Annotated in this window: 34 protein-coding genes and 1 pseudogene; 13 read left to right on the top strand and 22 right to left on the bottom strand. The window is 69.4% G+C overall.

The features are described from left to right. Positions 1-412: pseudogene (tnpA, locus tag AOM45_RS28235) on the top strand (IS200/IS605 family transposase); the annotation flags it as partial. 128 nt (positions 413-540) lie between these two features. On the opposite strand, the gene AOM45_RS28230 reads toward tnpA, so the two are convergent. Together AOM45_RS28230 and AOM45_RS28225 are read right to left on the bottom strand one after the other, a co-directional pair. Beyond that, complete coding sequence (locus AOM45_RS28230) at positions 541-1,071, bottom strand: HAD family hydrolase (RefSeq protein WP_030466005.1); 531 nt, start codon at positions 1,069-1,071, stop codon at positions 541-543. Then, on the bottom strand, positions 1,068-1,805 hold the full coding sequence (locus AOM45_RS28225) for a DeoR/GlpR family DNA-binding transcription regulator (RefSeq protein WP_236703857.1): 738 nt from the start codon (positions 1,803-1,805) through the stop codon (positions 1,068-1,070). The genes AOM45_RS28230 and AOM45_RS28225 overlap by 4 nt, the downstream gene beginning before the upstream one ends. A 73-nt stretch (positions 1,806-1,878) precedes the next feature. Between AOM45_RS28225 and AOM45_RS28220 the strand changes: the two genes are divergently transcribed. Genes AOM45_RS28220 through AOM45_RS28200 form a run of 5 tightly spaced genes read left to right on the top strand, consistent with a single transcriptional unit; the run spans position 1,879 to position 5,153 of the window. After that, on the top strand, positions 1,879-3,030 hold the full coding sequence (locus AOM45_RS28220; protein WP_030466003.1) for an MFS transporter: 1,152 nt from the start codon (positions 1,879-1,881) through the stop codon (positions 3,028-3,030). Between the two features lie 10 nt (positions 3,031-3,040). Beyond that, entirely contained in the window at positions 3,041-3,712 is a 672-nt protein-coding gene (locus AOM45_RS28215; RefSeq protein WP_030466002.1) for an RraA family protein, read from the top strand. 4 nt (positions 3,713-3,716) lie between these two features. Continuing rightward, on the top strand, positions 3,717-4,283 hold the full coding sequence (locus tag AOM45_RS28210) for a TIGR03086 family metal-binding protein (protein WP_030466001.1): 567 nt from the start codon (positions 3,717-3,719) through the stop codon (positions 4,281-4,283). 49 nt (positions 4,284-4,332) lie between these two features. Beyond that, entirely contained in the window at positions 4,333-4,731 is a 399-nt protein-coding gene (locus tag AOM45_RS28205; RefSeq protein WP_030466000.1) for a VOC family protein, read from the top strand. A 5-nt stretch (positions 4,732-4,736) separates the two neighbouring features. Continuing rightward, a complete protein-coding gene (locus AOM45_RS28200) occupies positions 4,737-5,153 on the top strand; it encodes a YciI family protein (protein ID WP_035909414.1) in 417 nt (138 codons plus the stop codon). Between the two features lie 76 nt (positions 5,154-5,229). Here AOM45_RS28200 and AOM45_RS28195 read toward each other — a convergent pair whose 3' ends face one another. The 3 genes from AOM45_RS28195 to AOM45_RS28185 all read right to left on the bottom strand — a co-directional run bounded on the left by AOM45_RS28195 (position 5,230) and on the right by AOM45_RS28185 (position 9,723). After that, entirely contained in the window at positions 5,230-8,379 is a 3,150-nt protein-coding gene (locus AOM45_RS28195) for a S8 family peptidase (RefSeq protein ID WP_156093638.1), read from the bottom strand. 96 nt (positions 8,380-8,475) lie between these two features. Continuing rightward, the gene (locus AOM45_RS28190; RefSeq protein WP_030465997.1) at positions 8,476-9,159 is read right to left on the bottom strand and encodes an aspartate/glutamate racemase family protein; all 684 of its coding nucleotides are present in this window, start codon (positions 9,157-9,159) and stop codon (positions 8,476-8,478) included. 9 nt (positions 9,160-9,168) lie between these two features. Then, complete coding sequence (locus AOM45_RS28185) at positions 9,169-9,723, bottom strand: TIGR03086 family metal-binding protein (protein WP_030465996.1); 555 nt, start codon at positions 9,721-9,723, stop codon at positions 9,169-9,171. Positions 9,724-9,789: 66 nt separating this feature from the next. Between AOM45_RS28185 and AOM45_RS28180 the strand changes: the two genes are divergently transcribed. Next, positions 9,790-10,560 (top strand): helix-turn-helix domain-containing protein, encoded by a 771-nt coding sequence (locus tag AOM45_RS28180; protein WP_030465995.1) that lies wholly within the window; start codon positions 9,790-9,792, stop codon positions 10,558-10,560. Here AOM45_RS28180 and AOM45_RS28175 read toward each other — a convergent pair. Further along, complete coding sequence (locus AOM45_RS28175) at positions 10,553-10,990, bottom strand: VOC family protein (protein ID WP_030465994.1); 438 nt, start codon at positions 10,988-10,990, stop codon at positions 10,553-10,555. The two genes, AOM45_RS28180 and AOM45_RS28175, sit on opposite strands and share 8 nt — an antisense overlap. A 108-nt stretch (positions 10,991-11,098) precedes the next feature. Between AOM45_RS28175 and AOM45_RS28170 the strand changes: the two genes are divergently transcribed. Next, positions 11,099-11,689, top strand: a complete 591-nt coding sequence (locus tag AOM45_RS28170) for a LysE family translocator (RefSeq protein WP_030465993.1) — start codon at positions 11,099-11,101, stop codon at positions 11,687-11,689. Positions 11,690-11,776: 87 nt separating this feature from the next. Further along, positions 11,777-12,529 carry a WecB/TagA/CpsF family glycosyltransferase gene (locus AOM45_RS28165; RefSeq protein ID WP_035909349.1) on the top strand — a complete coding sequence of 251 codons (753 nt, stop codon included), beginning with the start codon at positions 11,777-11,779 and terminating at the stop codon, positions 12,527-12,529. On the opposite strand, the gene AOM45_RS28160 is transcribed toward AOM45_RS28165, so the two are convergent. The 6 genes from AOM45_RS28160 to AOM45_RS28135 all read right to left on the bottom strand — a co-directional run bounded on the left by AOM45_RS28160 (position 12,530) and on the right by AOM45_RS28135 (position 16,366). Then, positions 12,530-13,780, bottom strand: a complete 1,251-nt coding sequence (locus AOM45_RS28160) for an RNA polymerase sigma factor (protein ID WP_030465991.1) — start codon at positions 13,778-13,780, stop codon at positions 12,530-12,532. A 7-nt stretch (positions 13,781-13,787) separates the two neighbouring features. Continuing rightward, positions 13,788-14,018 carry a YciI family protein gene (locus AOM45_RS28155; RefSeq protein WP_030465990.1) on the bottom strand — a complete coding sequence of 77 codons (231 nt, stop codon included), beginning with the start codon at positions 14,016-14,018 and terminating at the stop codon, positions 13,788-13,790. 62 nt (positions 14,019-14,080) lie between these two features. Next, positions 14,081-14,404 carry an HAD family hydrolase gene (locus AOM45_RS28150; protein WP_030465989.1) on the bottom strand — a complete coding sequence of 108 codons (324 nt, stop codon included), beginning with the start codon at positions 14,402-14,404 and terminating at the stop codon, positions 14,081-14,083. Further along, a complete protein-coding gene (locus AOM45_RS28145; protein ID WP_030465988.1) occupies positions 14,401-15,243 on the bottom strand; it encodes an NAD(P)H-binding protein in 843 nt (280 codons plus the stop codon). Before AOM45_RS28145 ends, AOM45_RS28150 begins: the two co-directional genes overlap by 4 nt. Continuing rightward, positions 15,240-15,995 carry a TetR/AcrR family transcriptional regulator gene (locus AOM45_RS28140; protein ID WP_030465987.1) on the bottom strand — a complete coding sequence of 252 codons (756 nt, stop codon included), beginning with the start codon at positions 15,993-15,995 and terminating at the stop codon, positions 15,240-15,242. Before AOM45_RS28140 ends, AOM45_RS28145 begins: the two co-directional genes overlap by 4 nt. A 62-nt stretch (positions 15,996-16,057) precedes the next feature. After that, complete coding sequence (locus AOM45_RS28135) at positions 16,058-16,366, bottom strand: MerR family transcriptional regulator (protein ID WP_030465986.1); 309 nt, start codon at positions 16,364-16,366, stop codon at positions 16,058-16,060. Between the two features lie 92 nt (positions 16,367-16,458). On the opposite strand from AOM45_RS28135, the gene AOM45_RS49910 reads away from it, so the two are divergent. Beyond that, positions 16,459-16,683 (top strand): hypothetical protein, encoded by a 225-nt coding sequence (locus AOM45_RS49910; RefSeq protein WP_081901902.1) that lies wholly within the window; start codon positions 16,459-16,461, stop codon positions 16,681-16,683. A 165-nt stretch (positions 16,684-16,848) separates the two neighbouring features. On the opposite strand, the gene AOM45_RS28130 is transcribed toward AOM45_RS49910, so the two are convergent. Genes AOM45_RS28130 through AOM45_RS28110 form a run of 6 tightly spaced genes read right to left on the bottom strand, consistent with a single transcriptional unit; the run spans position 16,849 to position 20,618 of the window. Then, the gene (locus AOM45_RS28130; protein ID WP_030465985.1) at positions 16,849-17,358 is read right to left on the bottom strand and encodes a YflT domain-containing protein; all 510 of its coding nucleotides are present in this window, start codon (positions 17,356-17,358) and stop codon (positions 16,849-16,851) included. Positions 17,359-17,396: 38 nt separating this feature from the next. Continuing rightward, positions 17,397-18,173: an arylamine N-acetyltransferase family protein gene (locus AOM45_RS28125; protein WP_035909346.1), complete on the bottom strand. Its 777-nt coding sequence runs from the start codon at positions 18,171-18,173 to the stop codon at positions 17,397-17,399. Beyond that, the gene (locus tag AOM45_RS28120; protein WP_035909345.1) at positions 18,151-18,660 is read right to left on the bottom strand and encodes a GNAT family N-acetyltransferase; all 510 of its coding nucleotides are present in this window, start codon (positions 18,658-18,660) and stop codon (positions 18,151-18,153) included. The genes AOM45_RS28125 and AOM45_RS28120 overlap by 23 nt, the downstream gene beginning before the upstream one ends. Beyond that, positions 18,642-18,794, bottom strand: coding sequence for a hypothetical protein (locus AOM45_RS51145; protein ID WP_156093637.1), 153 nt, complete (start codon positions 18,792-18,794; stop codon positions 18,642-18,644). The genes AOM45_RS28120 and AOM45_RS51145 overlap by 19 nt, the downstream gene beginning before the upstream one ends. 10 nt (positions 18,795-18,804) lie before the next feature. Continuing rightward, positions 18,805-20,040 (bottom strand): hypothetical protein, encoded by a 1,236-nt coding sequence (locus tag AOM45_RS28115; protein WP_030465982.1) that lies wholly within the window; start codon positions 20,038-20,040, stop codon positions 18,805-18,807. After that, on the bottom strand, positions 20,037-20,618 hold the full coding sequence (locus AOM45_RS28110) for an RNA polymerase sigma factor (protein ID WP_030465981.1): 582 nt from the start codon (positions 20,616-20,618) through the stop codon (positions 20,037-20,039). Before AOM45_RS28110 ends, AOM45_RS28115 begins: the two co-directional genes overlap by 4 nt. A 113-nt stretch (positions 20,619-20,731) precedes the next feature. Between AOM45_RS28110 and AOM45_RS52175 the strand changes: the two genes are divergently transcribed. Continuing rightward, positions 20,732-20,965: a hypothetical protein gene (locus AOM45_RS52175; RefSeq protein ID WP_030465980.1), complete on the top strand. Its 234-nt coding sequence runs from the start codon at positions 20,732-20,734 to the stop codon at positions 20,963-20,965. Between the two features lie 500 nt (positions 20,966-21,465). Next, on the top strand, positions 21,466-22,197 hold the full coding sequence (locus tag AOM45_RS28100; RefSeq protein WP_030465979.1) for an SDR family oxidoreductase: 732 nt from the start codon (positions 21,466-21,468) through the stop codon (positions 22,195-22,197). Here AOM45_RS28100 and AOM45_RS28095 read toward each other — a convergent pair. Both AOM45_RS28095 and AOM45_RS28090 read right to left on the bottom strand, forming a co-directional pair. Beyond that, positions 22,179-22,682: a DUF2087 domain-containing protein gene (locus AOM45_RS28095; RefSeq protein ID WP_030465978.1), complete on the bottom strand. Its 504-nt coding sequence runs from the start codon at positions 22,680-22,682 to the stop codon at positions 22,179-22,181. The genes AOM45_RS28100 and AOM45_RS28095 overlap by 19 nt on opposite strands. 62 nt (positions 22,683-22,744) lie before the next feature. Beyond that, the gene (locus tag AOM45_RS28090) at positions 22,745-23,221 is read right to left on the bottom strand and encodes a hypothetical protein (RefSeq protein ID WP_030465977.1); all 477 of its coding nucleotides are present in this window, start codon (positions 23,219-23,221) and stop codon (positions 22,745-22,747) included. Positions 23,222-23,270: 49 nt separating this feature from the next. Between AOM45_RS28090 and AOM45_RS28085 the strand changes: the two genes are divergently transcribed. Then, a complete protein-coding gene (locus AOM45_RS28085; RefSeq protein ID WP_035909408.1) occupies positions 23,271-24,239 on the top strand; it encodes a helix-turn-helix transcriptional regulator in 969 nt (322 codons plus the stop codon). Here AOM45_RS28085 and AOM45_RS28080 read toward each other — a convergent pair. Next, positions 24,227-24,991, bottom strand: coding sequence for a DUF3626 domain-containing protein (locus tag AOM45_RS28080; RefSeq protein ID WP_030465975.1), 765 nt, complete (start codon positions 24,989-24,991; stop codon positions 24,227-24,229). The two genes, AOM45_RS28085 and AOM45_RS28080, sit on opposite strands and share 13 nt — an antisense overlap. Then, positions 24,981-25,598, bottom strand: a complete 618-nt coding sequence (locus AOM45_RS28075; RefSeq protein ID WP_030465974.1) for a DUF2238 domain-containing protein — start codon at positions 25,596-25,598, stop codon at positions 24,981-24,983. The genes AOM45_RS28080 and AOM45_RS28075 overlap by 11 nt, the downstream gene beginning before the upstream one ends. Between the last annotated feature and the right edge of the window lie 11 nt (positions 25,599-25,609).

Genomic DNA, 25,609 nt, shown 5'->3' with positions numbered 1-25,609 from the left:
ATGGCTGATCTCGCGGGCATTCGTACTGGCAGGCGCTGTGGTTTCGCCCTGCGTGCCCACTTGGTCTTCGTGACGAAGTACCGGCACAAGGTGTTCAGCGATCGGCACCTGACACGGATGGAAGAGATCATGCCGGGCGGTGTGCGACAACGTCGAAACCGACCTGGTCGAGTTCAACAGCGTGGCCGGCCACGTGCACCCTCTCGTGAACTTCCCGCCCAAGGTCGCGATCTCGAAACTGGTCAACAGCCTCAAGGGCGTCTCGTCCCGCAGGATGCGGCAGAAGTTCCCCGACCTCGTGCGCCACTACTGGCGGGCGCAACGCCACTGGTCCGGGTCGTACTTCGCCGGCTCGGTCGGTGGCGCCCCGATCAGCGTGCTGCACCAGTACATCAAGCAGCAGGACCGGCCGGTTCAGGGCACGCTCAGCCGTGACCGGCCTCCCGCGCGGGCCTTCACCACCGGGCCAAAACCCGGCGCACTAGCCGCAATTCGGTAGCGATCACGCGCTACCCGATCCGCAGCCCGGTGACAGCCGGTCTACAGACAGGCCCGCAGGCCGTCGATCCCCGTGAAGTGGTGCCCGCGCATCCCCGCGCGTTCGGCCGCCCGCACGTTCTCCAGCCGGTCGTCGACGAACAGAATGTCGCTGTCGCCCAACGCGTCCCTGCACCACTGGAACGCGCCCGGCTCCGGCTTGGCGTGGCCGATGCGGCACGAGAAGGCCCGCACCTCGAACAGGTCCAGCCACGCGTAGGTGCGCTCGAAGTTGCGGGCGTGGTCCTCGGGGATGTTGGACAGCAGGGCGATGCGCCGCCCGGCGCCGTGCAGCTCGTGCAGCAGCGCGACCATCCGGTAGTCGACGCGGCTCCAGCTCGCGACGTCCTTCTCGACGAGCGGTGGGTGGCCGACGCGAGCCCAGTACTCCTCCGCCGTCACGTCGCCGCGGTCGTAGGCGGGGCGGTGGGCCCAGTAGGCGTCCCAGAACGCCGGGTCGGTGCTCATCGTGGCCATGACCTCGGGCGACTGGTCGCGCGCGATGACGCCGAACATGTCGAACAACACGATCATGCCGTCACCACCGTCACGCCCGCCGCCTCCAGTTCCTCGTCGCCTGCCGCGTCGGTGACCACCGCGTCCAGCGAGGACACCGGGGCGACGAACGCGAGCGCGGTGCGGGTCAGTTTCGACGCGTCGACGGCGGCGATCACCCGCCGGGCCGAGGTGATGGCGGCCCGCTTGACCGAGGCGTCCTCCAGGTCGAACGCCGTCAGGCCGTGCCCGGCCGACAGACCGCAGCAGCCGACGATCGCGGTGTCGAAGCGCAACGCCTCCAGCGAGGCGAGCGTCAGCGGTCCGGTCAGTGCGAGCTCACCGGGGCGTGGGCGGCCACCGGGCACCAGCAGCGTGAGTGACGCCGACGACGACATCGCGTTCACGGCGTGCAGGGACAACGGCATGACGGTGAGGCGTCGGTCGTGCAGCAGGCGGGCGACCTCGAGGCACGTGGTGCCGCTGTCCAGCACGACCGACTCGCCGTCCGTGATCATGTCCGCGACGGCCGCGGCGATGCGGCGCTTGGCGTCGGTGTTCTCGTCCGAGCGGAGCGCGAACGGCGGTTCGGAGCCGCGCAGCAGCAGGCTGCGGGCGCCGCCGCGGAAGCGTTCCAGGACGCCTTGAGCGGCGAGAACCTCCAGGTCGCGGCGGATGGTCATCTCGGACGCGCCGGTCAGCGAGGCCAGCTCGGCCACGCCCAGGGAGCCGGCGTCGCGGACCGCCTCGGTGATCTGCTTCAAACGGGACACAGCGCGATTGAACATGAGTGATGTGCGAAACTCAAGCTATCGAACACAGCATTTGTTCGTTAGCGTGAGGCAAGTGAACGCTCTCAAGGCCGCGCGGGCGGCCACCTTCACGTACTTCGCCCTCAACGGGTTCCTGCTCGGGCTGTGGCTCGTGCACATCCCGACCGTCGAGCAGCGCACGGGCATCGACCACGCCCAGCTCGGCCGGTTGCTGCTGTTGCTCGGGCTGGGCGCGTTCCTCGGCATGCGGTTCGGCGGCAAGATCACCGACCGGGTGGGCGTGAAGCTGGTCCTGCCGATCTCCGGCGTGTTCTGCAGCGTGTCGGCCGTGCTGCCCGGTCTGGCGACCGGCCAGTGGACGCTCGGTGCGGCGCTGCTCATCTTCGGCTTCGGCAACGGCCTGATCGACGTCTGCATGAACGCGCACGCCGTAGTGGTGGAGCGGCACTACAAGCGTCCGGTGATGTCGGCGTTCCACGCCACGTGGTCGCTCGGTGGTGTGGCGGCGGCGTTGACCGGAGCGCGCACACTCGGCTGGGAGCTCTCCCCCGCCACCACGCTCGGTGTCGCTGGTGCGCTCGGTGTCGTCGTCAGCATCGTCACGGCGAAGGCGTTGCTCAACGAGAAGGAAGAGGCGCACGTCGTGCAGGCGGCGGGCCGGCGCAAGGTGCCGCGCCGCATCTGGGTCATGGCGGGTCTCGCGGGCATGATCATGCTGAGCGAGGGCTCGGCGAACGACTGGAGCGTGCTGCACCTGCAGGACGTCCTCGGTGCTTCGCCGCAGGTCGCGGCGCTGGCGTACGGCGCGTTCGCGACGACGATGACGACCGGCCGGCTGCTCGCGGACCGGATCACCGCGAAGGCCGGGCCGGTGGCGGTGCTGCGCTGGGGCTCCGCGATCGGAGCCGTCGGCATCGCCACGGCCGCGCTGTCGCCGTGGATCTGGCTGGCGCTGGCAGGCTGGGCGATCGCCGGTGCCGGTCTCGCGGGCACGGTGCCGCAGCTGTTCAGCGCGGCGGGGCACGCGGAGACCGGTGCGGCCGCGGCGAACATGTCCCGCGTGGTCGGCATCGGCTACGTCGGCGTGCTCGCGGGACCTGCGGTGATCGGCTGGCTGACGCACCTCGTGCCGCTCAACGTCGCGTTCCTGCTGCCGGTGGCGTTCTGCGTGATCGCGGCGTTCTCCGCGAACGTCCTGAAGACACAGGAGCGCGTGCCGGCGTAAGAATCTCCGCATGGATCTCGCCGAACTGGATCTCACCACCGCACACCTGGCCGACGCCTGCATCCGGGCGAACATCCCGGTCCGCACGGCCACCCTGACGCCGGTCATCCCCGGCACCAGGACCTCCGGTCGCGTCCTGCCCGCCCGCCACGCGGGCAGCGTCGACGTCTTCCTCGAGGCCATCGACCGCAGCCGTCCCGGTGACGTGCTGGTCGTCGACAACGACGGCCGCACCGACGAGGCCTGCGTGGGCGACCTGGTCGTGCTCGAAGCGAAGGCGGCGGGACTCGCCGGTGTCGTGATCTGGGGCCTGCACCGCGACACCCACGACATCCGCGCGATCGGGCTGCCGGCGTTCAGCCTCGGCGCCAACCCGACCGGGCCGTTGAGCCTGCGCGACCGTGCGCCGGAGGCTCTCTCGACGGCCGAGGTCGGCCAATGGACCGTCACGGCCGATGACATCGTCTTCGGTGACGACGACGGTGTCCTGTTCGTGCCGGCCGCGGAGGCCGACGCGCTCGTCGCGAAGGCGAGGAGCATCCGCGACGTCGAACGAGCGCAGGCGGACCGCGTGCGGCAGGGTGAGTCCCTGCGCAGCCAGCTCCGGTTCGACGAGTACCTGGCCAGTGGACTCACCTTCCGCGAGCACCTGCGCAAGATCGGCGGCGCCGTCGAGGAGTGAGGCCATGATCGCGGACAGATATCGCGCGCGTGCGGACGCGTTCGAGCTGAAGGTCGCGAACGTGCGTGCGGACCAGTGGGACAACCCCTCGCCGTGCGCCAAGTGGACCGCACGTGGGGTGGTGGACCACGTCATCGACATGCACGGCGTGATGCTCGGCCAGCAGATCCCACGCACCGATGACCCGCTCACGGACTTCCGCGAGGCACGCCGTCGGGTGCAGGAGGCGCTGGAGTCCGACCGGGCCACGAGCGAGGTCACCACACCCGCCGGGCCGATGACGCTGGAGAGCCACATCGACCAGGTCGTCAGCGACGACCTGGTGCTGCACGGCTGGGACCTCGCCCGCGCGACCGGCCAGGACGAGACCATCCCGGCGCAGGACGTCGAACGCCTGTGGGCCACCGCGACGGCGGTGGCGCCGGAGCTCATGGAACGCTTCCGCACACCCGGCGCGTTCGGGCCCGGCATCGAGGTCTACGGCCCGGAGGTGGACGTGCCCGAAGACGCTCCGTTGCAGGACCGGCTGCTCGGGTATGTGGGCAGGGACCCCGTGTCGAAAAGTTTCTGAGGACTTCGACGAGTCCGTGCAAGGCAGCCGCCAGAGAGGAACCACGGACATGGACTGGACCCTGGAAGTCATCGTCGTACCGGTGTCGGACCTGGACCGGGCGAAGCGCTTCTACGAGGAGCAGCTCGGCTTCAAGGTCGACCACGACACGACGTTCAACGCCGACACCCGCGTCCTGCAGCTCACGCCACCCGGCTCCGGCTGCTCGATCGTGCTGGGCAAGGGGATCGTGAAGGGCGAGCCGGGCTCGTTGAAGGGGGTCCAACTGGTCGTCTCGGACCTGGAGAAGGCCCGCGCGCAGCTGATCGAGCGCGGCGTCGAGGTCGGCGAGATCGTGCGCATGAACGAACAGGACGGTGGGTCGTTCATCTTCTTCGACGACCCGGACGGCAACAGCTGGGCCGTGCAGGAGATCAAGGCTCGCGCAACCGGTGGGGAGTGGAAGTGAAGTACATGCTGGTGAGCTACGGCGGCAACCAGGAGGACTGGGAGGGCCTCGCCGCGTGGTCGGACGAGGACCTGCACCGCATGATCGCCTACATGCGCGATCTGGACGCCGAGCTGCGCGCGTCCGGTGAGCTGCTGCAGTCCGAGGGTCTGAGCGGGCCCGCGCGGGCGTTCGTGGTGCGCGGCGGTGACGGCGACGGCCCGCCGATCGTGGTCGACGGGCCGTTCGCGGAGTCCAAGGAGGTCATCGCCGGGTACTGGGTGGTCGACGTCGAGAGTCACGAACGGCTGCTCGAGGTCGCCAGGAAGTGCTCGGCCTGTCCCGGGCCGGGCGGGAAGATCCTCAACCAGCCGATCGAGGTGCACCCGATCATGAGCGCACCCGACGTGGACCCGGACACCCTGGCGCCGTACCAGAAGTAGCGGTGAGCGAACAGTACGCGGGGCCCTTTCGTACTGTCACAGAGTACGAAAGCTCCCCGCGTACTGTTACACGCAGTTACTTCAGGTCGTACGCGCGGATGATGGTCTGCTGGACCTCACCGCCCGCGTCCGCCGCCCGCGCCTTGAAAGACACGTTCTTGGCGCCGTGCGGGTGCAGCAGCGTGACCTGCCATCCGGTCCGCGTCTTGTGCAGCGGCACCGGCTTCCACGTCTTGCCCTCGTCGAAGGACACCTGCACCGCGGGGTCCTTGATGTTCGTGACCTTGCCCGTTCCGTTGCGCTCCACCGTGATCGGCACGGTGACCGCCTTGCCGGCGCGGTTGTACTCGTCGAGCTTGGGCGAGAACCGGACCGCGAGCAGCGGGATCGACTTGTACTCCTCGCCCGCGACGTGCTCGGACGTGAACGACCAGTCCGCGGTGATCCGCGACGACTGCGAGTCGCGGGCGGATTCCGTGTGCACCTGGTAGCGCTTCTTCTCCGCGGGCGCGTCCGGCAGGTAGGCGGAACCGGAGTACGGCTGGTCGGCGACCACCTTGCCGTCGAGCGTGATGGTCGTGCGGCCGGACGTCTCGGGACTGCTGCCGAGCATGCCCTCCGCGCTGTGCATCGGCACGCTCACCCGCAGCACGTTGCCCACGCGCCCGGCGAACCGCACGTAACGCGGCTCGTTGGGCAGGCCGGGGCCGAACACGGCGCTGTTCCAGTGCTCGGTGACGGTGCGGCCGAGCTTGAACACGCGGCCGAACCCGCTGTACTGGCTGCCGAGGCCCGGGTACTCGCCGAGCTTCACGAACTCCGACAACGAGCCGTCCCACGGCGTGTCGGGCGTGTAGAACTCCTTGAGCCGCAACGGCAACGGGCCAGAAGCGCCGTCGTCGCGCCGACCGATCGAACCTGGCACACGGGCGTGCGTGACGGAGTCGACCTTCGCGAGCTCACGGTCCTTCACGGCTCGTTGGAGGTTCTCCGGCACACGGCCGTTCTCGCTGATCCGCACGTGGTACTGGTACGGGCTGCCCGCGAAGCCGCCGTTGCCGTCCGGCTTGGCCATGACGCTCCCGGCGCGGAACGTGAACTTCGGCCACGTCGTCCTGGACGGGCGGACGCGGGTCGTCTCGAAGTCGTTCAGGTACCAGGTGCCGCCCGTGTCGCCCCAGTTGGCCTTCATGTCGAAGTCGAGCTCCGAGCTCGCGGCCGTGGCTTCCTGGTCGACCTTGATCGACGGCTGGATGCCCTGCCGTGCGTCGAACACGATCTCGGTGTCCTTGGTGACCTCGATCGCGGGCTCGGTGAGGACGGTCGTGGTGCCGCGCTTCTGCGGGTCGGCGTTCGGGGTGTAGATCGACCCGTCCAGGAAGTACGTGCCCTTGCGGAAGCGCTGCACGAGCGTGGAGCCCGGCACCGTCCGGAAGTAGCCCCTGGGCTCGTTCACGTCGACGAACCGGTAGGTGTAGTCGTTCGTCGGTTTGCCGTCGCCGTCGATGAACGAGACCTTCACGTCGTAGCTCTCGGCCTCCTTCTCCAGGGCGAGCGCCGTGCGGGTGCCGTCGGAGGCGACGACGGCCGCGCCGTAGATCGCGTCCGGCACGTTCGCGCGGGTGTCCGCGGTGACCGTGGCGTCGGCGGTGCCGCCGGCGGGGACCGTCAGCTTGGCCGGGGACACGCTGAACAGGCCGTTCGCGGCGGGTTTCACGTCCGTGACGGCGAGGTCCAGCGTCACGTCCGACGAGCCGGTGTTGCGGTAGGTGAGCTTCCGCGTGATCGGCTGGTCGTCGCCGTGCGGCCACTGCGCGGTGCCCAGCGTGAGGCCGCCGTGGTCGGTGGAGATCGCCGTGGACGCGGCGCGGCCCACGTCGAGGCGTCCGGCGCCCTGCTCGTAGACGGTCAGCGACGGGTTGGGCTTGGCGCTGTTCATCAGCGCGGCCTTGATGTCCTCCGCCTTCCACGTGGGGTTCTTGGAAGCGATGATCGCCGCCGCGCCCGCCACGTGCGGCGTGGCCATCGACGTGCCGTTCAGCGACACGTGTCCTTCGTCGACGGGCGTGCCGATCTGGCCGTTCTTCGCCTTCGCGGCCACGATGCCGACGCCCGGCGCGGTGATGTCGGGCTTCATCGCGTTGTTCACCCAGCGCGGGCCGCGCGAGGAGAAGTCGGCGAGCTTGTCGTCGCGGTCGACGGCGCCGACGGTGAGGGCCGCGTCGGCGGCGGCGGGCGAACCGATCGGGCCACCGGAGTTGCCGGCGGCGACCACGAACAACGCGCCGGTCTGCTCGGTGATCCGGTTGAGCGCCAGCGACATCGGATCGGTGCCCTCGTCGGGCCACGAGCTGCCCAGGCTCATGTTGATGATCTTGGCCTTGGTCGCGGCCCACTCCATGCCGGCGATGATGCCGCTCTCCCGGCCGCCGCCGTAGTCGCCGAGCACCTTGCCGTTGACGAGCTTCGCGTCGGGCGCGATGCCCTTGTACTTGCCGTCACCGGTGACCGTGGAGGCGACGTGCGTGCCGTGACCGAAGCGGTCGTCGGTGGTGTCGCTGTCGCTGAAGTTCTTCGACTCCACGACCGCGCCCGCGAGGTCCGGGTGCGTCTCGTCGACGCCGGTGTCGAGGATCGCGACGGTGACGTCCTTGCCGGTGAAGCCCTTCTCCCACGCCTGAGGCGCGCCGACCTGCGCGGCGCTGCGGTCCAGGGACGCGCTGACCTTGCCGTCGAGCCAGATCATGCCGGTGCCCGCCGCCCGAGCACCGGACCAGAACCCGCCGTTCTTGTCGGCCGTGACCGCCTGAGCGCCGATGCTCGGCAACGACCGTGCGTTCGCCGCGCTGATCGGATGCCCCTGCACGATCAGCGGAATGGTCTTGCTGGACGCGTCGTCGTAGCCGGATCTGGCCAGCAGCGAGACGTCGAACAGGCGCTCGTCGAGCTCACCCGAGTCGAGTCTGGCCTGGGCGTCGAGCGGAATGACGTGCAGGTCGCCCCGCGTGTCCTTGAACGTGCGGAACCCGACGCTCTCCCTGCCCTGAGCGCCGCGAGCGCGGACCTTGCCGCTCACGACGGTGACCTCGTCACCGGTGATGAGCGTGACCTTGGTGGTCAGCCCGTCGGCACGTACCTCTTGCTGCGGTGCCGCCGAAACAGGAACGGCTGCCGTGGCAGCGACCACGGCAGCCGTCAGACCTGCGGCGATGTGTGAACGTTTCAACGTGAAGTCCCCTGGTTCACCTTGGAGTGTGTTAGCCCTCAGTGACTAAGACAGTTCCCAGGGTGTTCACGCTGCCTGGTGATCACATCAACATGTTCACAGAATTGCCCTGTCGACGGCCGCCTCGACGTGCAGACGGGTCGTCGGGAACACCGGAAGCGACACGTCGGACTGGGTGATGAGCAACTCGATCTCGGTGCAGCCGAGGATGACGCCCTGCGCGCCCTCGAACCGTGCGATCACGTCCTGGTAGGCGCGGCGGGAGGGTTCGCGGACGATGCCGAGGCACAGCTCGTCGTAGATGATCCGGTGCACGGTCGCGCGGTCCTGCGGCGAGGGCAGCAGGACCTTCAGGCCGTGCGACTCCAGGCGTTCGCGGTAGAACGCCTGGTCCATCGTGAAGCCGGTGCCGAGCAAGCCGACCGTGGTCAGGCCCGCCTTCCTGATCGCGGCGGCGGTGGTGTCGCCGAGGTGGATCACCGGGATGTCGACGGCCGCCTGGACCTGGTCGAACACCTTGTGCATGGTGTTCGTGCAGATCAGCAGGAAGTCCGCGCCGCCTGCCTGCACCTGCGCGGCACCCTCGGCGAGCGCCTTGCCCGCGTCGTCCCACCTGCCCTCGACCTGCATGCGTTCGATCCCGGCGAAGTCCACGGAGTGCAGCACGATCTTCGCGGAGTGCAGGCCGCCCAGGCGTTCGCGCACCAGCACGTTCGCGAGCCGGTAGTACTCCGCACTGCTCTCCCAGCTCATCCCGCCGAGCATCCCGATGGTCAGCATGCGGTCCAGTCAAGCACTCCAGCGCGGGTCCCGGCCGGTCCGCGCCAGCAGCCGCTGCATCGGCGAGGCGTCCGCCGGTGCAGCGACGGCGGCCTTGAACACGTTCCACTCGACGGCCATCGGTCGCATCTGCTCGACGAGCTTCTCGACCTCGGCGAACACCTCGGGGTCGGGCTCGAAGTCCTGGCCGGTCGCCTGGGCGAGATCGCTGGCGTGGATGGTGAGGTCGAGCAGCGCCATGCCGCCGACGGTCTGCGCGGGCATGTTCATGCTGCCGGCGATGCCCTCGTCCGCACCGGGCTGTCCCCACGCCTCGACGAGCTTCGCCGTCTCCTCGGGGTACTGCGCGCGCCAGTCCGGGTAGTTCGGCGTGTGGCTGAAGTCGGCGTCCTGCTTGACGGCGAGCTTCTGGAACTCGACGACGACGTGCAGCAGGTGGTCGAGCAGGGCGCGGACGTCGTAGTCGGCGCACGGGGTGGGCTTGGTCAGGTCGTCGTCACCGATGTTCGCGATGACGGGCAACGCGTGGTCGCGGGCGCGGTCGAGCAGAACGCTGAGCTTCATGCCGTTGACGCTATTTGTGTGTGGTTCCGCGTTCTTGAAAAAACGCGCCAACCTAGGATCTGCGCTGTGCAGGGGCCGCGTCGTGACACCCGCGGAATCGTGGACGCGCGCGAGTTGTTCGCCCGCGTGCGGTTCCGCCGCCGTCTGCCGTGTGCTCAGTTGCAGCCGTACCTGGAGCACTACTGGCTGATCGACGGCCAGTTGGACGCGCCGTACACCACACACGTCGTGCCGCATCCGTCCGTGAACATCGTCTTCGAGAACGGGCACGCACAGCCGGAGATCTCCGGTGTGGGGCTCGGGTTGTTCACCCGCGTGCTGGACGGGCGGATCCGGGTCGCGGGCGTGCAGTTCCGGCCCGGCGGGTTCCGGCCGTTCCGCGCCGAGCCGGTGTCGCACTGGACCGGGAGGCACGTGCGGCTCGACGTGCCCGCGTCGGACGTCCTGGACGTGGACGACGAGGACGAGCGGGTGGCCGCGCTCGACGCGTTCCTGCTCGGGATGGGACCTGTGCCCGACCCGCAGGCGACACTGGCGATGGAGCTCGTCCAACGGATCCGCGACGACCGCGAAATCCAGAAGGTCGCGGACTTCGCGCGCGCGGAGGGCGTTGCGGTGCGGACGTTGCAACGGCTGTTCGCGGACTACGTGGGTGTGAGCCCGAAGTGGGCCATCCTGCGGTACCGCATCCACGAGGCGTTGGAACGCGCCGAGTCCGAGGTGGAGTGGGCGCGGTTGGCCGCCGACCTCGGTTACAGCGACCAGGCCCACCTCGTGCGCGACTTCACCCAGACCGTCGGTGTCTCTCCCACGGCTTATGCGCGGGCTCTCAGCTGAAGTACTCGCCCAGCTCGATGAGGATGCCCTCGGGTCCGCGGACGTAGCAGGTCTTCAGGACGTCCTGGTAGGTCTCGACGTTCCTCACCACCTCGGCGCCGTGCGGTCGCAACCGCGCGAGGGTGTCGTCGAGGTCGTCCACCACGAACGCGATGTGCCGCAGGCCCAGGGCGTTGATCGGGGCGTGCGAGCTGCCGTCGATGCTGCGCGGGGTCTCGAACTCGCTGAACTCGACCCGGTACCGGTCGTCCGGCGTGCGCATCATGGCGATCCGGCTGCGGGAGCCGTCGAGCCCGATCACGCCGTCGACGAAGGCGCCCTCCATGTGCGCCTCGCCTTCCAGCTCCAGGCCGAGCTCGGTGAAGAACGCGACGGTGGAGGCGAGGTCGGTGACGGTGATGCCGACGTGGTGCATGCTCTTGATGGCCATACCCCTGGGACGGTACCGGCCGCGGATTCTCGACACCGGAAGTGGTCCAACTTCGCGAGCGGGTTTTGGCCCTGTCAGCTGGACCGCTTGGGCGGAATGGTGGGCGGTATGAGCCTCGCCTTCCTGATCACGACCCTGATCGCGGTCGCCACCCCCGGCACCGGTGTGCTGTACACGTTGTCCGCCGGCCTGTCCCGCGGACGCAGGGCGAGCGTGATCGCCGCGTTCGGCTGCACCCTGGGCATCGTGCCGCACGTGCTGGCCACCGTCACCGGCCTCGCGGCGTTGCTGCACGCCAGCGCGCTGGCGTTCGAGATCGTGAAGTACCTCGGCGTCGCGTACCTGGTGTACCTGGCGTGGACCACGTTGCGGGACAAGAGCGAGCTCGTCGTGGACACCTCCCCGGCACCGACGTCCGCGAGGAAGACCGTGGTGTCGGCGGTGCTGATCAACCTGCTCAACCCGAAGCTGACGATCTTCTTCGTGGCGTTCCTGCCGCAGTTCGCGACCGGCCTGAGCCAGATGGTCATGTTGAGCGCGGTGTTCATGGCGCTGACGTTCGTGGTCTTCGCGGTCTACGGCGTGTTCGCGGCGTCGATGCGGGACCGGGTGCTGGCCCGGCCGCGCGTGATGGTGTGGCTGCGCCGGTTCTTCGCCGCGTCGTTCGCCGCGCTCGGCGCGAAGCTCGCCCTCACCTAGTCGCTTCCGCGGTGGCCGGCCCGCTGCCGGCCACAGTCACCACATCAGCCGATGCCACCGTCCTTCGTTTGAGGGCAAAATAGATGCATGCGCTCGCACGTCCCGACAGTGACTGTGCTCGGCATTCAGGTGGCTTGCCTGCCCAAGAACCAAGTGCTCGCCGTGGTCCGCGAGCTCATCGACTCGCCGGGCCCGTCGTTGCTGGCCTATGCGAACGCCCACTCGCTCAACGTGGCCAGTGCCAACCCCGCCTACCGGAGAGTGCTGGACAGCGCGGCGCTCGTGCTGAACGACGGGTCCGGGCTGGCGATCGCCGCGAAGGTGCAGGGGAAACGCTTTCCGGACAACCTCAACGGCACCGACCTCACCCCGAAGATCCTGGAGCTGGCAGCGGAGCGTGACGCACCGGTGTTCTTCCTCGGCGGAGAACCGGGGATCGCGGAGGCGGCTGCGGAAAACCTCACCACCCAGATCCCCCGGCTCCGGGTCGCGGGCTGCCGGCACGGGTTCTTCGGCCGCGCCGACGAGGCCGGGATCGTGGGCCAGATCAAGGAAAGCAGCACAAAAGTGCTCATCGTGGCGATGGGCAACCCGAAGCAGGAGTTGTGGCTGGACCAGCACCTCGGTGCCACCGGCGCCTACCTGGGAGTCGCGGTCGGCGCGTTCCTGGACTTCGCCGCGGGCAAGGTCTCCCGCGCCCCCGCGTGGATGCGGAAGGCGGGGGTCGAGTGGGTGTACCGGCTGCTGCTGGAGCCGAAGCGGCTGTTCCGCCGGTACGTGCTGGGCAACCTGCTGTTCCTGGGGCGGGTCGCCGTCGAACGGATCTCCACCCGACGATGATCAGTCGCAGGCCGCGGCGCGTTCGAGCAGCAGGGTCCTCTCGCGTTCGTTGCGGGTGAGGGAGGCGGCCTTCTCGAACTCGGCCTTCGCTTCCTTCGTGCGGCCGAGCTTCATCAGGAGGTCGCCCCGGACGCTCGGCAGCAGGTGGTAGCCCTGCAACGCCTTCTCGCCCGCGATCTCGTCGACCAGCGCCAGACCGGCGGCGGGCCCGAAGGCCATGGACAGGGCCACCGCGCGGTTGAGCTCGACGATCGGGGACGGCGAGATCTGAGCGAGCACCTGGTAGAGCGTGGCGATGCGTTGCCAGTCGGTGTCCTCGGCCTTGCGCGCGCGGCCGTGACACGCGGCGAGGGCGGCCTGTACGTAGTAGGGGCCGGGCGGCTGGTTGAGCGCCTCGGCACGTTCGAGGGCCTTGAGCCCGCGGCCGATCAGCAGCCAGTCCCACTTGCCTCGGTCCTGTTCCAGCAGCAGCACGGGCTCGCCGCCGGGGCCGGTCCGTGCCTTGGAGCGGGACGCCTGGATCTCCATCAGCGCGACCAGGCTGTGGACCTCGGCCTCCTTCGGCGCGAGCTCGGCGAGCACGCGCCCGAGCCGCAGGGCCTCCGCGCACAGCTCGGGACGCATCCAGTCGTCGCCCTGGGTCGCGGAGTAACCCTCGTTGAAGATCAGGTAGATCACCTCGAGCACCGACGCCAGCCGGGGCGCGAGCTCGGGACCTTCGGGCACCTCGAACGGCACCCCGGCGTCGGCCAGCGCCTTCTTGGCGCGCACGATGCGCTGGGCGACCGTCGAGTCGCTGACGAGGAACGCGCGGGCGATCTCCTCGGTCTTGAGGCCGCCCAGCATCTTCAGCGTGAGCGCGACGCGCGCCTCGGTGCCCAGAACCGGGTGGCACGCGGTGAAGATGAGGCTCAGCAGGTCGTCGCCGATCTCGTCCTCGATGCCCTCGCTGGCATCCGGCGTGGCCTCCTGGACGTCCCGCCCGATCTCCTCGACCTTGCGGTTGAAGTTCTCGCGCCGCCGGATCTGGTCGATCGCCCGCCGCTTGGCCGTGGTCGTGAGCCACGCGCCGGGGTTGCGCGGCACGCCTTCCTCCGGCCACTGCTCCAGCGCCGCGACCAGTGCGTCCTGAGCCATCTCTTCGGCGAGGCCGACGTCGCGCGTGTACCGGGCGAGTGCCGCGATGACCTTCGCCGACTCCATCCGCCAGACCGCGTCGATGGTGCGGTGCACCGAGGTGGTAGCCCCCATGGAGGCATCAGACCACAGCCACCTGCCGTATTTCCACGACGCACGCCGGAAGGGGGATGCGCCGGACGCGTTCGACGGCTTCCTCCTTCGTGCGGACGTCGATCAGCCAGTACCCGGACACCCCGAACGCGGCCGGCACCAGGTCGCCCACGTCGAGCAGGACACCCGCGCGCACCAACGCGTCCTTGTGCAGCGCCGCCAACGGCAGCGGGCTCCTGACGAACACCATGAACCGCACCGGACCTCCTCGTTCGCTCCTACTCGGACGTCGAACGAGGAGGGGCCGGAATCGACGGGTGATCAGCGGCCGAACAGATCTTCGAGCACGACGGCCACGCCGTCCTGCTCGTTGGTGAAGCCCGCGCTGTGGTGGCGCGAGTACGCCAGCAGCTTCACGAACGGCACCGCCCACAGGTCGTCGAGCGCCTCGACGGGGTGCTCGGCGGCGGCGTCCTCCGGCATTCGCAGCACGTAGGACGGTTCGAACCGGGGCGGCCTCGCCGTCACGAACACGACCTCGGCGCCGGACTCGGTGGCGGTGCGCAGCGCGGCGAGCGAGCGGCGCGACAAGGTCCGGTCGTTGCGCAGCAGGGTGCCGTCGAGGTCGGTCGCGATCAGCTTCACGCGGTCGCCCTGAAGTCGGCCACGTGATCACGCGCCCACTGCGCGAACGTCCGGTACGGCCGGCTCGTCACGGCCTCGAAGTCCGGCTGCACCACGAACTCGTAGTCCGCGAAGTCGTCGGGATCACCACCCTCGTACCCGCTGAGCCCGAGGACGTACCGCGCGATCTCCTCCGGCCACCCGAGACCGACGTAGTAGGCGAGCGCCTCGTCCGTCGTCACGTCGCGGAACCGCAGCTCGCGGCCGATCGCCTCACCGATCGCCGCGGCCATCTGCCGCTGGGTGAGCTGCGGCGGTCCGGACAGGTCGTAGGCCTTGCCCGCGTGACCGTCCTCCAGCAGCGCCTTCACCGCGACCTCGGCGATGTCGGCCTCGTGGATCGGCTGGCCGAACTCGTCGGGGTTCGGGTGCACGATCGTGCCGTCCGCGCGGATCGACGGGCCCCACAGTTCGATCTTGTTGGCCGCGAACTCGCCGGGCCGCACGTGGGTCCACTCGACGCCGGACGCCTCGACGGCCTGCTCGGCCGGCAGGTGGTGGGTCTTGTCGTAGCCCCAGGTCACCGCGCCGGAGGAGAGCGTCACGATCCTGCGCACGCCGGCCTTCACCGCCCGCTCGACCACCTCCCCGACGGTCGGCGGGTGGACGAACAGGTACAGCTTCTCCACGCCGTCGAACGGGATGCCGTCCGGGTCGCCGAGGTCGCCGCGGACGGTCTCGACGTGCGCGGGGAAGCTCGCCTTGGCCGGGTCGCGGGTCATCGCCCGCACGTGACCGGTGAGTCCTCGCACCACCAGCCGGCCGACGTTGCCCGTCGCCCCGGTCACCAGGATCGTCATCGCAGTCCCCCTTCGATGCCGTCGAGCAGCTTCTCGAGCCCGTAGTCGAACGAGTCGCGCACGGTGTCGGAGAGCGTGCCGCCGGTGTCGTAGGCGCCGGCGTTCCACAGGCTCGTCATGGTCGGGTAGCGCTCGACGTCGAAGTAGTCGTCCCAGAACAGCTGCCGCGCGCCCCACCACGAGTCGCCGGACTCGCCGGTCTTCTCCTCCAGCTGTTGATCGTCCACTTCGGACGCCGCCGCGCCGTGCACGAACCCCTCGACCGCGATGTGCGCGGTCGTCACGTGGCGTGGTTCCAGACCGGCGTCGGCGAGCGCGGCCAGCACGAACTCCTGGCCGTCCATCAAGCCCGGTCCGAGCGGTGGGCGCACCATCGACACGTCACGCATCCACGGGTGTGCCTGGTACACGGCGCGTGTGCGGTCGGCGTAGTGCTTGATGCGGTCACGCCACGTGCCATCGGACGTGAGGTCGCGTTCCTGCAGCACCGCGTCCGCCATCAGGTCGATCAGCTCCGCCTTGCCGGGCACGTGTGTGTAGAGCGACATCGTGCCGACGGTGAGCTCCTGCGCGACGCGGGCCATCGACATCGCGCCGAGCCCTTCGCGGTCGGCCACCGCGATCGCCGCGGTGATGATCTGGTCGACGCTCACCTTGGGCTTCCTGCCGACTGGTTTCGGCTCGGGCGGCTTGCGCCAGAGCAGCGCGATCGTCCTGGCCGGGTCTCCCCCGCCGCTGCGTTCGGCGGCCATCCGTCCACCCCATTTCCGTAGGCCATACGGAAACAATACCGTATGACGTACGGAAACTGCCCCTACTTCTCGTCGAGACGCAGCCGCAGGGCTGCGACCTCGGCGTTCGCCGCCGCGAGGTCGTCCTCCAGCCGCACGATCAGCGCCGCGGACACCAGCAGGTGACCGTCGTCGAACAGCTCCCGGAAGCGGTGCGCCACGCCGAGCTGGCGGCGGGAGTAGCGCCGGTGGCCGCCCTCGGACCGGTGCGGGACGAGCACCTCGGCGGTGTCGAGGCTGCGCAGGAACGCCTGCTGCACGCCCAGCAGCTCCGCGGCCCTGCCCGTCGTGTACGCCGGGTAGTCCTCGTCGTCGAGGTCGCTCAGCGGCACGGAATCTCCTCAAGTAGGTGGTTGACATAACCTACAGTCCGCGCTACAAAAAATCTGTACCTACTAGCTGCTCTTCATCGAGGAGTGACGAGGTGCTGAGGACCAGCGAGAGGGCTTTCGCGGACCTGGTGTGCGCCGATCCGGCGTGGGTGAGCGCGGAGTTCGAGGCGATCATCGACGCCAACTTCGGCACAACGCCGAGACCGCGTCCTCACTCTCGCGCAGGCGTCGCGGGCTTTCCGGAACCCGCGGTTCTGCGAGGGGTGCGGCGCGCCGGGTTCGCGAGGTCGCGGCAGCGATCTCCTCCGGCCGGCTGAGGAACGTTTCCTGTCCGGCCGACGCGAAAGGAGCCCAGCAGAAAGGGGCGGCAGGCACCGAGCCTGCCGCCCCTGCCGGTTCACCAGCCGAGTCACACGTCCGAGCAAAGCGGAAACGCCGCCCCGAAGATCGGGACGGCGTTTCCTGTGTGGTGGGAGCAGGTCTCAGGACCGCCAGGCCAGCGCGGTCAGCATCTCCTTGCCGCGCTCGGCGCTACGCGGGTGGCTCAGCACGTCGTAGCGGCCGGCCACGAGCTGGGTGGTCGAGGCGAAGTCGCGGCGGCCGCGCTGGGCCGAGTACCGGATCGCCGCGCCCGCCAGGCCGAAGACCGTACCGACGAGGAGGCCCGTGACGATCGGGGCGAGGGCGCCGCCGGTGGAGAACAGGCCCAGCAGCAGACCGACGAACAGACCGAACCAGGCACCGGACGCGGCACCCGCGCCCAGGACGCGGCCCCACGTCAGGCGGCCGGTGACACGTTCGACGATCATCGGCTCGATGCCGACGATGGTGACGTCCGCGACCGGGAAGTCGTTGTCCGCCAGGTGGTCGACGGCTCGCTGCGCCTCTTCGTAGGTCGCGTAGGAACCGATCGGCCAGCCCGTGGGCGGCGTGGGCAGTGCGTTGACGCCGGCGGAATTGGTTCCTGTGGCGAACGGAGTCGCGGTGGTCATTTCCTACACCTCCGAATTGCGATCCCCTGCACCTCGTATTACGAACGCGCCTCCGCAAATGTTCCTGAAGTTGAGCTGATGTGACTCAGCTCCCTCTCGGTGAGCGTGATGTCCAGCGATTCCAGGGTTTTCGAGAGGTCCTCAACCTGAGAATTCTCAGATTCCTCTCCCGCGTGCTCGATCGTGAGCGTCGAACCGACCAGACGGCGACTCAGGCCCGGTTCGAGACGCATCACGACGAGCTGGCGGCTGAACGGTGAACGCTCGTGCGTGGCCACGTAGTAGTTGGCCGCCATGTAGTCCACGGGCCGTTGCTCGACGTCGTCCTCGAACGCGTGCTGCAATTGCCAACCGTCCGACGACTGCTTCTCCAGCACCCACCGCCGGTCCTCGCGGCGCAACCGGTGGAGCCAGCCGGCCTGGTCCACGACCGCGCCGTCGGCCAGCGGCATCGGGTGCAGCATCCCGGCGCCGAACCCGACGTCGACGAGGTGCTCGTCCACGATCGACATCATGTGCGTGCGCGGTCCGGTCATCACGCGGCTCAAGCGCCGTGCGACGGTGTAGCCGAGACGCTCCAGCACGGCCGTGAAGAGCAGTTGGTGTTCGTAGCAGTAACCGCCGCGACGCCTGTGCACCAACTTGTCCTGGATGTCGACGAGGTCCAGCGACGGCACGAGGCCGAGCATCACGTCGATGTTCTCGAACGGAATGGCGCGCACATGCGCCTCGTGCAACTCCGTCAGCGAACTCGACGCTGATGCTCCCGTGCGCGCGAAGTACGCGTCCAGGTCAACTGTTTCCACCTGCCACATGGCGTTCCCCCTGAGCTCGTTGCCACTCCGCTTTGGTCAGCGCGTACTCGACCTCGCCGTATTCCGAGCCGGGCAACGGATCCGGGAAGTCGACGTGAAACGTGCGGACGTGCCGCAGTCCGCACTTCTCCATCACCCGCCGGGAGCCCGCGTTGACGAACATCGTGGTCGCGACGACCCGCTCGACCCCACCGCTGGTGAATCCGCGCTCGATCAGGGCTTTCCCGCCCTCGGTCGCGTAACCGAGGCCCCAGAACTCGCGGTGCAGCCGGTAGCCGAGCTCGACCTCGCCGGCGCCCTTGAACTCGAACCAGCCGACGAACCTGCCGGTGGCCTTCTCGTGTGCGGCGTGGAAGCTCGCGCCGAGGTAGTTCTCGACCGGTGCGGGGTCGAGGAACCGCATCACCTCGGGATCGGCGTGCAACGCGCGCAGGTCGTCCACATCGGACGCGGCGATCGGGCGCAGCGTCAGGCGTTCCGTTTCCACAACGGAATCCTGCCCCGGTTGTCCACCGGTTTACCGCACAGCAGCGACGCCACCGCGGCGAGCAGGCACAGCACGACCGGGTCGAGCGGGTTGATCGCGATGCCCTTGAAGATGTCGGGCAGCGCGATCAGCACGATCGAGGATCTACGAGTCGTGAGGCTTGATCGTCTCCAGTACCGCTCCCCCGGCGTCCCGCACGACCACGCGGGCGTCCGGGTGCCGGTCGATGAACGGCGCGGCCAGCACGAACGTGCCGTTGCCGATCGACGCGGGCACGTCCGCCGCGCCGGGCCGGGTGTAGGTGATGGAGGCGACGCGGTCGTCGAGGACCAGGCCGACGGCGGCCGTGTGGGAGCTGGTCGAGCCACCTCCCTCGGCACCGACGAAGTCGTAGAACGCGGTCAACCCGGCGATGGTCCTGCCGGGCAGCGCCTCCATGCGGTCTGCCTCGATGGACAGGCCAACCAGGGGCTGGCCGCCGTCCAGGCAGTACAGCAGCACGCCACCGAACCTGCCGAGCCGCACGGTGCTGGTGGGGCTCACCTTCGCCGTGACGCCGACCTCGAACTGGTCGGGGTCCGCCACCGGCCGGTCCCGCAGGCACTCGGCGAGCTTCTGGGCGTCCGGCGTGCTCCGGTCGGCGGGAGGCAACGGCCGGTCCACGACGGGCCGGGACACCGCGGGCATCCCGCGCAGGGCGAACTCGGAGCCGTTGGCCAGCGCCTTCGAGCCGTTCTCGGCCTTGGTGTAGCCGCTGGGGGCGAGGAACACCCCGTCCACCAGCGCGGGCGAGGTGTTGTCCCACCCCTTGTCGCCGATCCTGGACAGGCTGAGGAACCGCACGTCGGGCGAGGCCAGACCGGCCAGCGCACCGGTCGGCGTGGTGAAGAGGACCTTGACCTGGCGCGGACCCTCGTCGAGCTTGGCGTCGTCCGGTGCGGAGATCGTGGTGGTGGTCGCGGTGTTCGCGCAGAAGAACACTCCGGCCGGGCTCCGGAACGCGGTGAGCGTCAGGCCGTCGCGCCTGCTCGTGGCGATGGTCTGCCACTCGGCAGCAGGTGGGTGTTCAGTGGCCGCCGCGACGCACCGGGCGAGCGCGTCGGGGTTCACCGTGCCGCGTTCGACGTGGTTGGCGACGGCCATGTCCTTGCCTTCGAACTCGCCGTTGTGCTGGTAGGACGGCCCCGCGAGTTCGGCGTCTGGGCCGTAGAAGGCCTGACCGGCGACCACCGCGCCCGCGGCCAGCAGGCCGACGCCGGCGGCGATCAGGGCGGGCGTGCGGTTGCTCGGCGCGGGCTTCATGCCCTCGGACAGGCGGCGGCGGGCTCGCAGGCGGACGTCGTCGGGCAGGGTGCGGTTCTCGGGCAGCTGGTCGATCATCGGGAGTCCTCGTCGGGGGTCAGGTCGCGCAGCCTGGCGCGGGCACGGGAGACGCGGGCGCGCACGCTCGACTCCGTGATGTCGAGGAGCGTGGCGGCGTCGGCGGTGGACACGTCGCCGAGCAGGCAGAGCTGGGCGATCTCGCGTTCGGAGGGCGGTAGCTTCGCGATCGCGGCCACCACCAGGGCCAACCGGCGCTGGGCGTCGGTGCGGGCGGCCACCTCGTCGGCGTGGTCGCGTTCGTCCTGCGGCGCGAGGCGGGCGACCAGGCGCAGCGCCCGGCGGGAGGCGCGCCACTCGGTGCGGGCGCGGTTGGCGGTCACGGTGTAGAGCCACGGCAGCGCGGAGTCGCGCACCAGCTGGGCCTCGCCGCGCGTGCGCCACGCGGTCAGGAACGTCGCGGAGAGCAGGTCCTCGGCCTGCGACCAGGAGGCGGTCAGCCGGTAGGCGTAGTTCCAGACCGCCTCGGCGTGGCGTTCGAACAGCTCCGTGAACGCGGCGTGGTCACCCTGCGCGATCTGCTCCCAGAGGCGCGAGTCCGGCGGTCCGACGTCCGCGTACTCGCTCGTCTCAGTCATCACACTCCGCTTGGCGCCGTCAACGCCCAGTGTGCTGCGTGACGCGCGTCACGCCGTGCGGAGGGAGCCGCCCCTACGGCAGGCGTGGAAGAGCGCGATGGCAAGATCTTCGCGTGCCGATCGAGCAGCCCGGCAGTGTTGAGCCGGAGACCCAGGTGTTCGCGAAGATCACGATCGAGGAACCGGAAGCGGCGACCATTCCAGCCACCACGCCCGTGCCCACTCCAGCCACCACACCCGCGGCCACCCCGGCGACGCCCAAGCCGGCGACCGCACGCCAGCCCAAATCGCTCACCCGGCGGATCGCCCGCAAGATCCTCGGCCCGACTCTGATGACGAAGAAATAGGTTCGGCTAGCGGTCGGGGACCTGGCCCAGACCACCGCAGACCCGGCAGGCGGTCCGGTCCTCGTTGAGCCCAGAACCATGGCAACGGCTGCACTCCTTCACAGAAGAACAGTGTCCGCTTCTACTCCAAGTGGACGCAGCCGCCAAGCAGGGACCCTCCTGGCAATAATGGGTGACCCCCATCGTTCACGCTCGGTGATCAGGCCTGGGTGGACGGTCGGCCTGGAATCTCGTTGGCACGCGCCACATTGCCTGTGACAACACCTGGGACGATCCCGCCGCGGTCGCCGTGCGGAAGCCGCCACCAGCCCGAGCAACCGCGTGGGCACGGGTGCGACATCTCGTGCAGCACAAGGCCTTCCGGACCGGGAACGGGTTGCTGCCACGACATGGTTCCGGACCCCGCGCACAACAGGCAGGTGTCCTCTTCGCACTCCACACCAGGTAAGTACTCCACACGGGACACTCAGGGCAATCGCTGAATCGAGGGGAGATAACCGATGGCGGTCGCGATCGTGACGGGAGCGGGTTCCGGCGTGGGGCGCGCGGCGGCGCGAACCCTGCTGGCGGCGGGGTTCGAGGTGGCACTGGCCGGACGGCGCGAGGACGCGCTGGCCGAGACCGCGGAGGGTTTTACCGCCTCCGCACTGGTTGTACCGACCGATGTGTCGCATGAGGACTCCGTCGTCGCGTTGTTCGACGCGGTGGTCGCGAAGTGGGGCCGGGTCGACGTGCTGTTCAACAACGCGGGCATGAACGTGCGCGCCACACCGATCGAAGAGTTCAGCCTCAGCGCGTGGGAGAAGGTCGTCGGCGTGAACCTCACAGGCGCGTTCCTCTGCGCCCGCGAGGCGTTCCGGGTCATGAAGACCGGCGGTGGCGGCCGGATCATCAACAACGGCTCGATCTCGGCGTCCGTGCCGCGCCCGCACGCGGTGGCGTACAACGCGACCAAGCACGCGATGACCGGGCTGACCAAGTCGCTGTCGCTGGAGGGGCGTGCTTTCCGCATCGCGTGCGGGCAGATCGACATCGGCAACGCCGCGACCGAGATGACCGAGCGGATGGGCGCCGGTGTGCTGCAGGCGAACTTCGAGGTCCGGCCGGAGCCGACGTTCGACGTGCAGCACGTCGCCGACGCGGTGCTGTACCAGGCTCAGTTGCCTTTGGACGCCAACGTGCAGTTCATGACGGTGATGGCCACTGCGATGCCTTACATCGGAAGGGGCTGAGCCTGGTAGAGGCCGCCGCCGCGTTCCAGCAACCCGAAGTCGACGAGGTAGCGCCGGATCGTGACGTGGTCGAGCTCTCCCCCGTCGCACCACGCCTGGAGCCGCTCGTTGATCTCGTTCTCCTCGTAGTACGTCTGCGGCACGAAGGCCTTCGACGCGACGTGCTCGAGGATCTTGCGGCGGCGTTCGTGCGCCACCGGCAGTGAAATCAGCTTGTCCCCGCGCACGAACGGCGCGAGCCCGTCGGCGGGCATCGCCTCGGTGAGCGTGGCCGCCAGCGCCTTGAGATCGGAGGGCCGGGCCGGATCCCCCTCGACCAGCCCGGCCTCACGGAGCTTGCGCAGCGCCGTACCGGCGTCCTTGACCTTGAGCCCGGAGGCGGCGGCGACGTCGGCGAGCGTTCCGGCTCCGAGGACGACGGCGGCGAACGCCCGCAGCCTCACCGGTTCGGCCAATGCGCGCACAACGTTCTCCGGAGTGGTCATGTCTGCGACCGTAACCGCCGCGTCCACGAATTTTCAGCGCGAGGGGGCGCCCTGCCAGTCCCTCATCGCCCCACCAGCCCCTCGGCCATGACATCGGCCAGGTAACCCTCGAAGTCGGGCACGTCCGGCTCCAGCACGTGCCGCACCCAGGCGTCGCGCTCGTGGGCCAGCGGCGGCAGCTCCCACACGCACCCGATGAGGTCCTTGGGAATGACGCTGAAGTGCGTGAGATCGGGGTCCGTCGAGCCGAGGAACGGCTGGTCACCGGACACGGCGGTGCGACAGTGCAGGACGTTGTCCCAGACCCAGTTGTAGGCGTTGAGGTACATGCCCGCGGCGCTGCGGTGCAGCACGGTGACCGTGGCGGGCGGCGTGGGGTCGGCGAAGTCGGGGTAGATCTTCGGCAGGAACTCGTAGGCGGCAGCGCGGATGTCGTCGGTGATCTCCAGTCCCGGAGTGACGACCTCGTAGCGCTTGACGTGCCTGCCGCCGATGACCAGCGGTTCCTTCACCGCCAGGTGCTTCTCGTAGAAAGCCATGCGTCGAACATATGAGCTATCACTGACACCTTGTGGCAGTGTGTCCCGCGTGCGTGCGAGCCGGTTGGTGTCGTTGCTGCTCCTCCTGCAGACCAAGGGGCGCATGACCGCGCACGCCCTGGCCGCCGAGCTCGAGGTCTCGGTCCGCACGATCTACCGGGACGTCGAGTCGCTGCACGCCGCGGGCGTCCCGCTCTACGGCGACGCGGGTCCCCAGGGCGGCTACCAGCTGCTGGAGGGGTACCGCACCAAGCTCACGGGCCTGACCGAGCAGGAGGCGGAGTCGCTGTTCCTCGCCGGCCTGCCCGGACCCGCGGCCGATTTGGGGCTCGGGGACGCGGTGGCGGCGGCGCAGCTGAAGTTGATGGCCGCGCTGCCGTCGTCGATGCGGGACCGGGCCTCACGCATGGCGGGACGGTTCCACCTCGACGCCCCCGCCTGGTACTACGACCCGGAGCGGTCGCCGCTGCTCGGGCTCGTGGCGGACGCGGTGTGGCGGGAGCGGCTGCTGGAGGTCGAGTACCGGCGCTGGCAGGCACCGGAGGAGGTCACGCGGGTGCTGCGGCCGTTGGGGCTCGTGCTCAAGGCCGGCCGCTGGTACCTCGTCGCGCAGGGTTCCAGCCGCATCTCCACGTACCGGGTGTCGCAGATCCAGGCGGCGACGGTGCTGGAGGAGTCGTTCGAACGGCCGGAGGGGTTCGACCTGGCGGCGCACTGGTCGGCGTCGCTGGAGGACTTCCAGGCGCGGCAGTTCACCGGTCAGGCGGTGATCAGGTTGTCGCCGCGCGGATGGGAGTCGTTCGCTTCCAACGTGCTGCCCGCGGTGGCGCGGGCAGCCGAGGAGTCCGCAGTGGACGACGGCGGGCAGGTGCGGGTGACGATCCCGATCGAGTCGATCGGGCACGCGACCGGGATGCTGCTGCGGATGGGCGGCGAGGTCGAGGTGCTGGAGCCGGACGAGCTGCGTGAACGTCTCGTCAGCGAGGTGCGGCGGCTCGCGTCGGTCTACCTGCCGTAACCGAACCGGGCGAGGTGGTGCCACAGGTGCTTCACGACCTGTGGCGGTGCTGAAGCACTCTCCAGGATCCACGGGTCGATGAACCCGGCCACCGCGATCGCGAGTCCCAGTGCGACGGACTCGGGCGTGCGGTAGTCCGCGTGGCGCAGCAGGTCCTCTGTGGACAGCCGGAACCCCGCGTGCCGTTCCACCGGGCACGGCAGGGACGGGATCTGTGGGAAGCTCGGGTCCAGCACGACGGCTTCCACGTCGTCGAGCGTCACGGGGCCGTGCACGTGCGCCTCGACGTAGTTGTCGAGCGGGTCCCTGTCGTCGATGAGCGGGATCAGCGCGAACCGTTGTGCGGTGCCGAAGTCGACCGGGTCGAACACGCTGTCCGGGTAGCAGAACGTGGTGCGGTCCAGCACCGCTTCGGACAGGCGCAGGTGTGCCGAGCCGAACCGCGGTGCGCCACCGTGCGCGAGCTTGCGGTGGTTGAGCGCGCCGTATTTGGGACGGTCGGCGGGGTCCGCGTCGTCGTAGGCGCCGCCGAACAGCCGGCTCTCCCACTCCCAGCGCGCACCACCGGGGTGCGCGGTCAGGCCTCCGTTGCTCGTGCCGGTCTCGAACTGCGAGCGGTAGACGCCGTCACGGGCCAGCGCCTCGAGGACTCCGCGGCCGGGGTGGAAGTTGAGCGTCACGCGCAGATCACGCGGCAGCGGCCCACCGGCCGAGCGAGCTGCGACGTGCTCGATGGCCCGCTCAAACGGCACGAGCCAGCTCCCGGTCGTGCACCCGCGCCAACGTCATCTGCGCCGCCAAAGCCCCGAGCAGGGCCATGAACATGTCCCACTGGGTGTCCCAGACATCGCCCTGCGTCCCGAGGAAGTCGTCCGCCGCCGATCCCCCGATCACGGCCGACGCCCACTCCAGCAGCTCGTAGCTCGCGCTGAACCCGAGACAGACGCACACGACGAGGAAGAACAGCCACCCGCCCGGCCGCAGCGGGGTCCTGCGCAGAAGCACCTCGCGAGCCAGAAGTGCCGGCACGAACCCCTGGACGAAGTGGGCGAAGCGGTCGTAGTGGTTGCGCGCGAGGTCGAACAGGTCCTGCGCCCAGAACCCGAGCGGCACGCGGGCGTAGGTGTAGTGGCCGCCGAGGATCAGGACCAGCGCGTGCAGGAAGATCAGGCGGTAGAGCAGGGGCGTGAGGCGGAACCGGCGGTAGGTCGCGACCAGGATCGCGCCGCCGATCACCACCGGCGCCACCTCGAGGTACCACGTCGTGCGGTCGTACGGCCCGATGCCGGAGACGACCAGGGCGACGGTCGTCAGGGCGAGCAGGACCAACGGCTCGGTGGGCTTCTGGGGAGCGGTCATGGTCCTCTCAC

Origin of the sequence: Lentzea aerocolonigenes (assembly GCF_000974445.1) — a bacterium.
GTDB lineage: Bacteria > Actinomycetota > Actinomycetes > Mycobacteriales > Pseudonocardiaceae > Lentzea > Lentzea aerocolonigenes.
Note: the sequence above shows the minus strand (reverse complement) of the source record. Positions and strands in the feature narration are given on the sequence as shown.

Bases quoted from the DNA above. Each gene is read 5' to 3' on its own strand.
- AOM45_RS28230 (WP_030466005.1), bottom strand. From the start codon at position 1,071: ATGATCGTGTTGTTCGACATGTTCGGCGTCATCGCGCGCGACCAGTCG.
- AOM45_RS28215 (WP_030466002.1), top strand. From the start codon at position 3,041: ATGGATCTCGCCGAACTGGATCTCACCACCGCACACCTGGCCGACGCC.
- AOM45_RS28210 (WP_030466001.1), top strand. From the start codon at position 3,717: ATGATCGCGGACAGATATCGCGCGCGTGCGGACGCGTTCGAGCTGAAG.
- AOM45_RS28205 (WP_030466000.1), top strand. From the start codon at position 4,333: ATGGACTGGACCCTGGAAGTCATCGTCGTACCGGTGTCGGACCTGGAC.
- AOM45_RS28200 (WP_035909414.1), top strand. From the start codon at position 4,737: ATGCTGGTGAGCTACGGCGGCAACCAGGAGGACTGGGAGGGCCTCGCC.
- AOM45_RS28190 (WP_030465997.1), bottom strand. From the start codon at position 9,159: ATGCTGACCATCGGGATGCTCGGCGGGATGAGCTGGGAGAGCAGTGCG.
- AOM45_RS28185 (WP_030465996.1), bottom strand. From the start codon at position 9,723: ATGAAGCTCAGCGTTCTGCTCGACCGCGCCCGCGACCACGCGTTGCCC.
- AOM45_RS28175 (WP_030465994.1), bottom strand. From the start codon at position 10,990: ATGGCCATCAAGAGCATGCACCACGTCGGCATCACCGTCACCGACCTC.
- AOM45_RS28170 (WP_030465993.1), top strand. From the start codon at position 11,099: ATGAGCCTCGCCTTCCTGATCACGACCCTGATCGCGGTCGCCACCCCC.
- AOM45_RS28165 (WP_035909349.1), top strand. From the start codon at position 11,777: ATGCGCTCGCACGTCCCGACAGTGACTGTGCTCGGCATTCAGGTGGCT.
- AOM45_RS28160 (WP_030465991.1), bottom strand. From the start codon at position 13,780: ATGGGGGCTACCACCTCGGTGCACCGCACCATCGACGCGGTCTGGCGG.
- AOM45_RS28145 (WP_030465988.1), bottom strand. From the start codon at position 15,243: ATGACGATCCTGGTGACCGGGGCGACGGGCAACGTCGGCCGGCTGGTG.
- AOM45_RS28140 (WP_030465987.1), bottom strand. From the start codon at position 15,995: ATGGCCGCCGAACGCAGCGGCGGGGGAGACCCGGCCAGGACGATCGCG.
- AOM45_RS28130 (WP_030465985.1), bottom strand. From the start codon at position 17,358: ATGACCACCGCGACTCCGTTCGCCACAGGAACCAATTCCGCCGGCGTC.
- AOM45_RS28125 (WP_035909346.1), bottom strand. From the start codon at position 18,173: ATGTGGCAGGTGGAAACAGTTGACCTGGACGCGTACTTCGCGCGCACG.
- AOM45_RS28115 (WP_030465982.1), bottom strand. From the start codon at position 20,040: ATGATCGACCAGCTGCCCGAGAACCGCACCCTGCCCGACGACGTCCGC.
- AOM45_RS28110 (WP_030465981.1), bottom strand. From the start codon at position 20,618: ATGACTGAGACGAGCGAGTACGCGGACGTCGGACCGCCGGACTCGCGC.
- AOM45_RS28100 (WP_030465979.1), top strand. From the start codon at position 21,466: ATGGCGGTCGCGATCGTGACGGGAGCGGGTTCCGGCGTGGGGCGCGCG.
- AOM45_RS28095 (WP_030465978.1), bottom strand. From the start codon at position 22,682: ATGACCACTCCGGAGAACGTTGTGCGCGCATTGGCCGAACCGGTGAGG.
- AOM45_RS28090 (WP_030465977.1), bottom strand. From the start codon at position 23,221: ATGGCTTTCTACGAGAAGCACCTGGCGGTGAAGGAACCGCTGGTCATC.
- AOM45_RS28075 (WP_030465974.1), bottom strand. From the start codon at position 25,598: ATGACCGCTCCCCAGAAGCCCACCGAGCCGTTGGTCCTGCTCGCCCTG.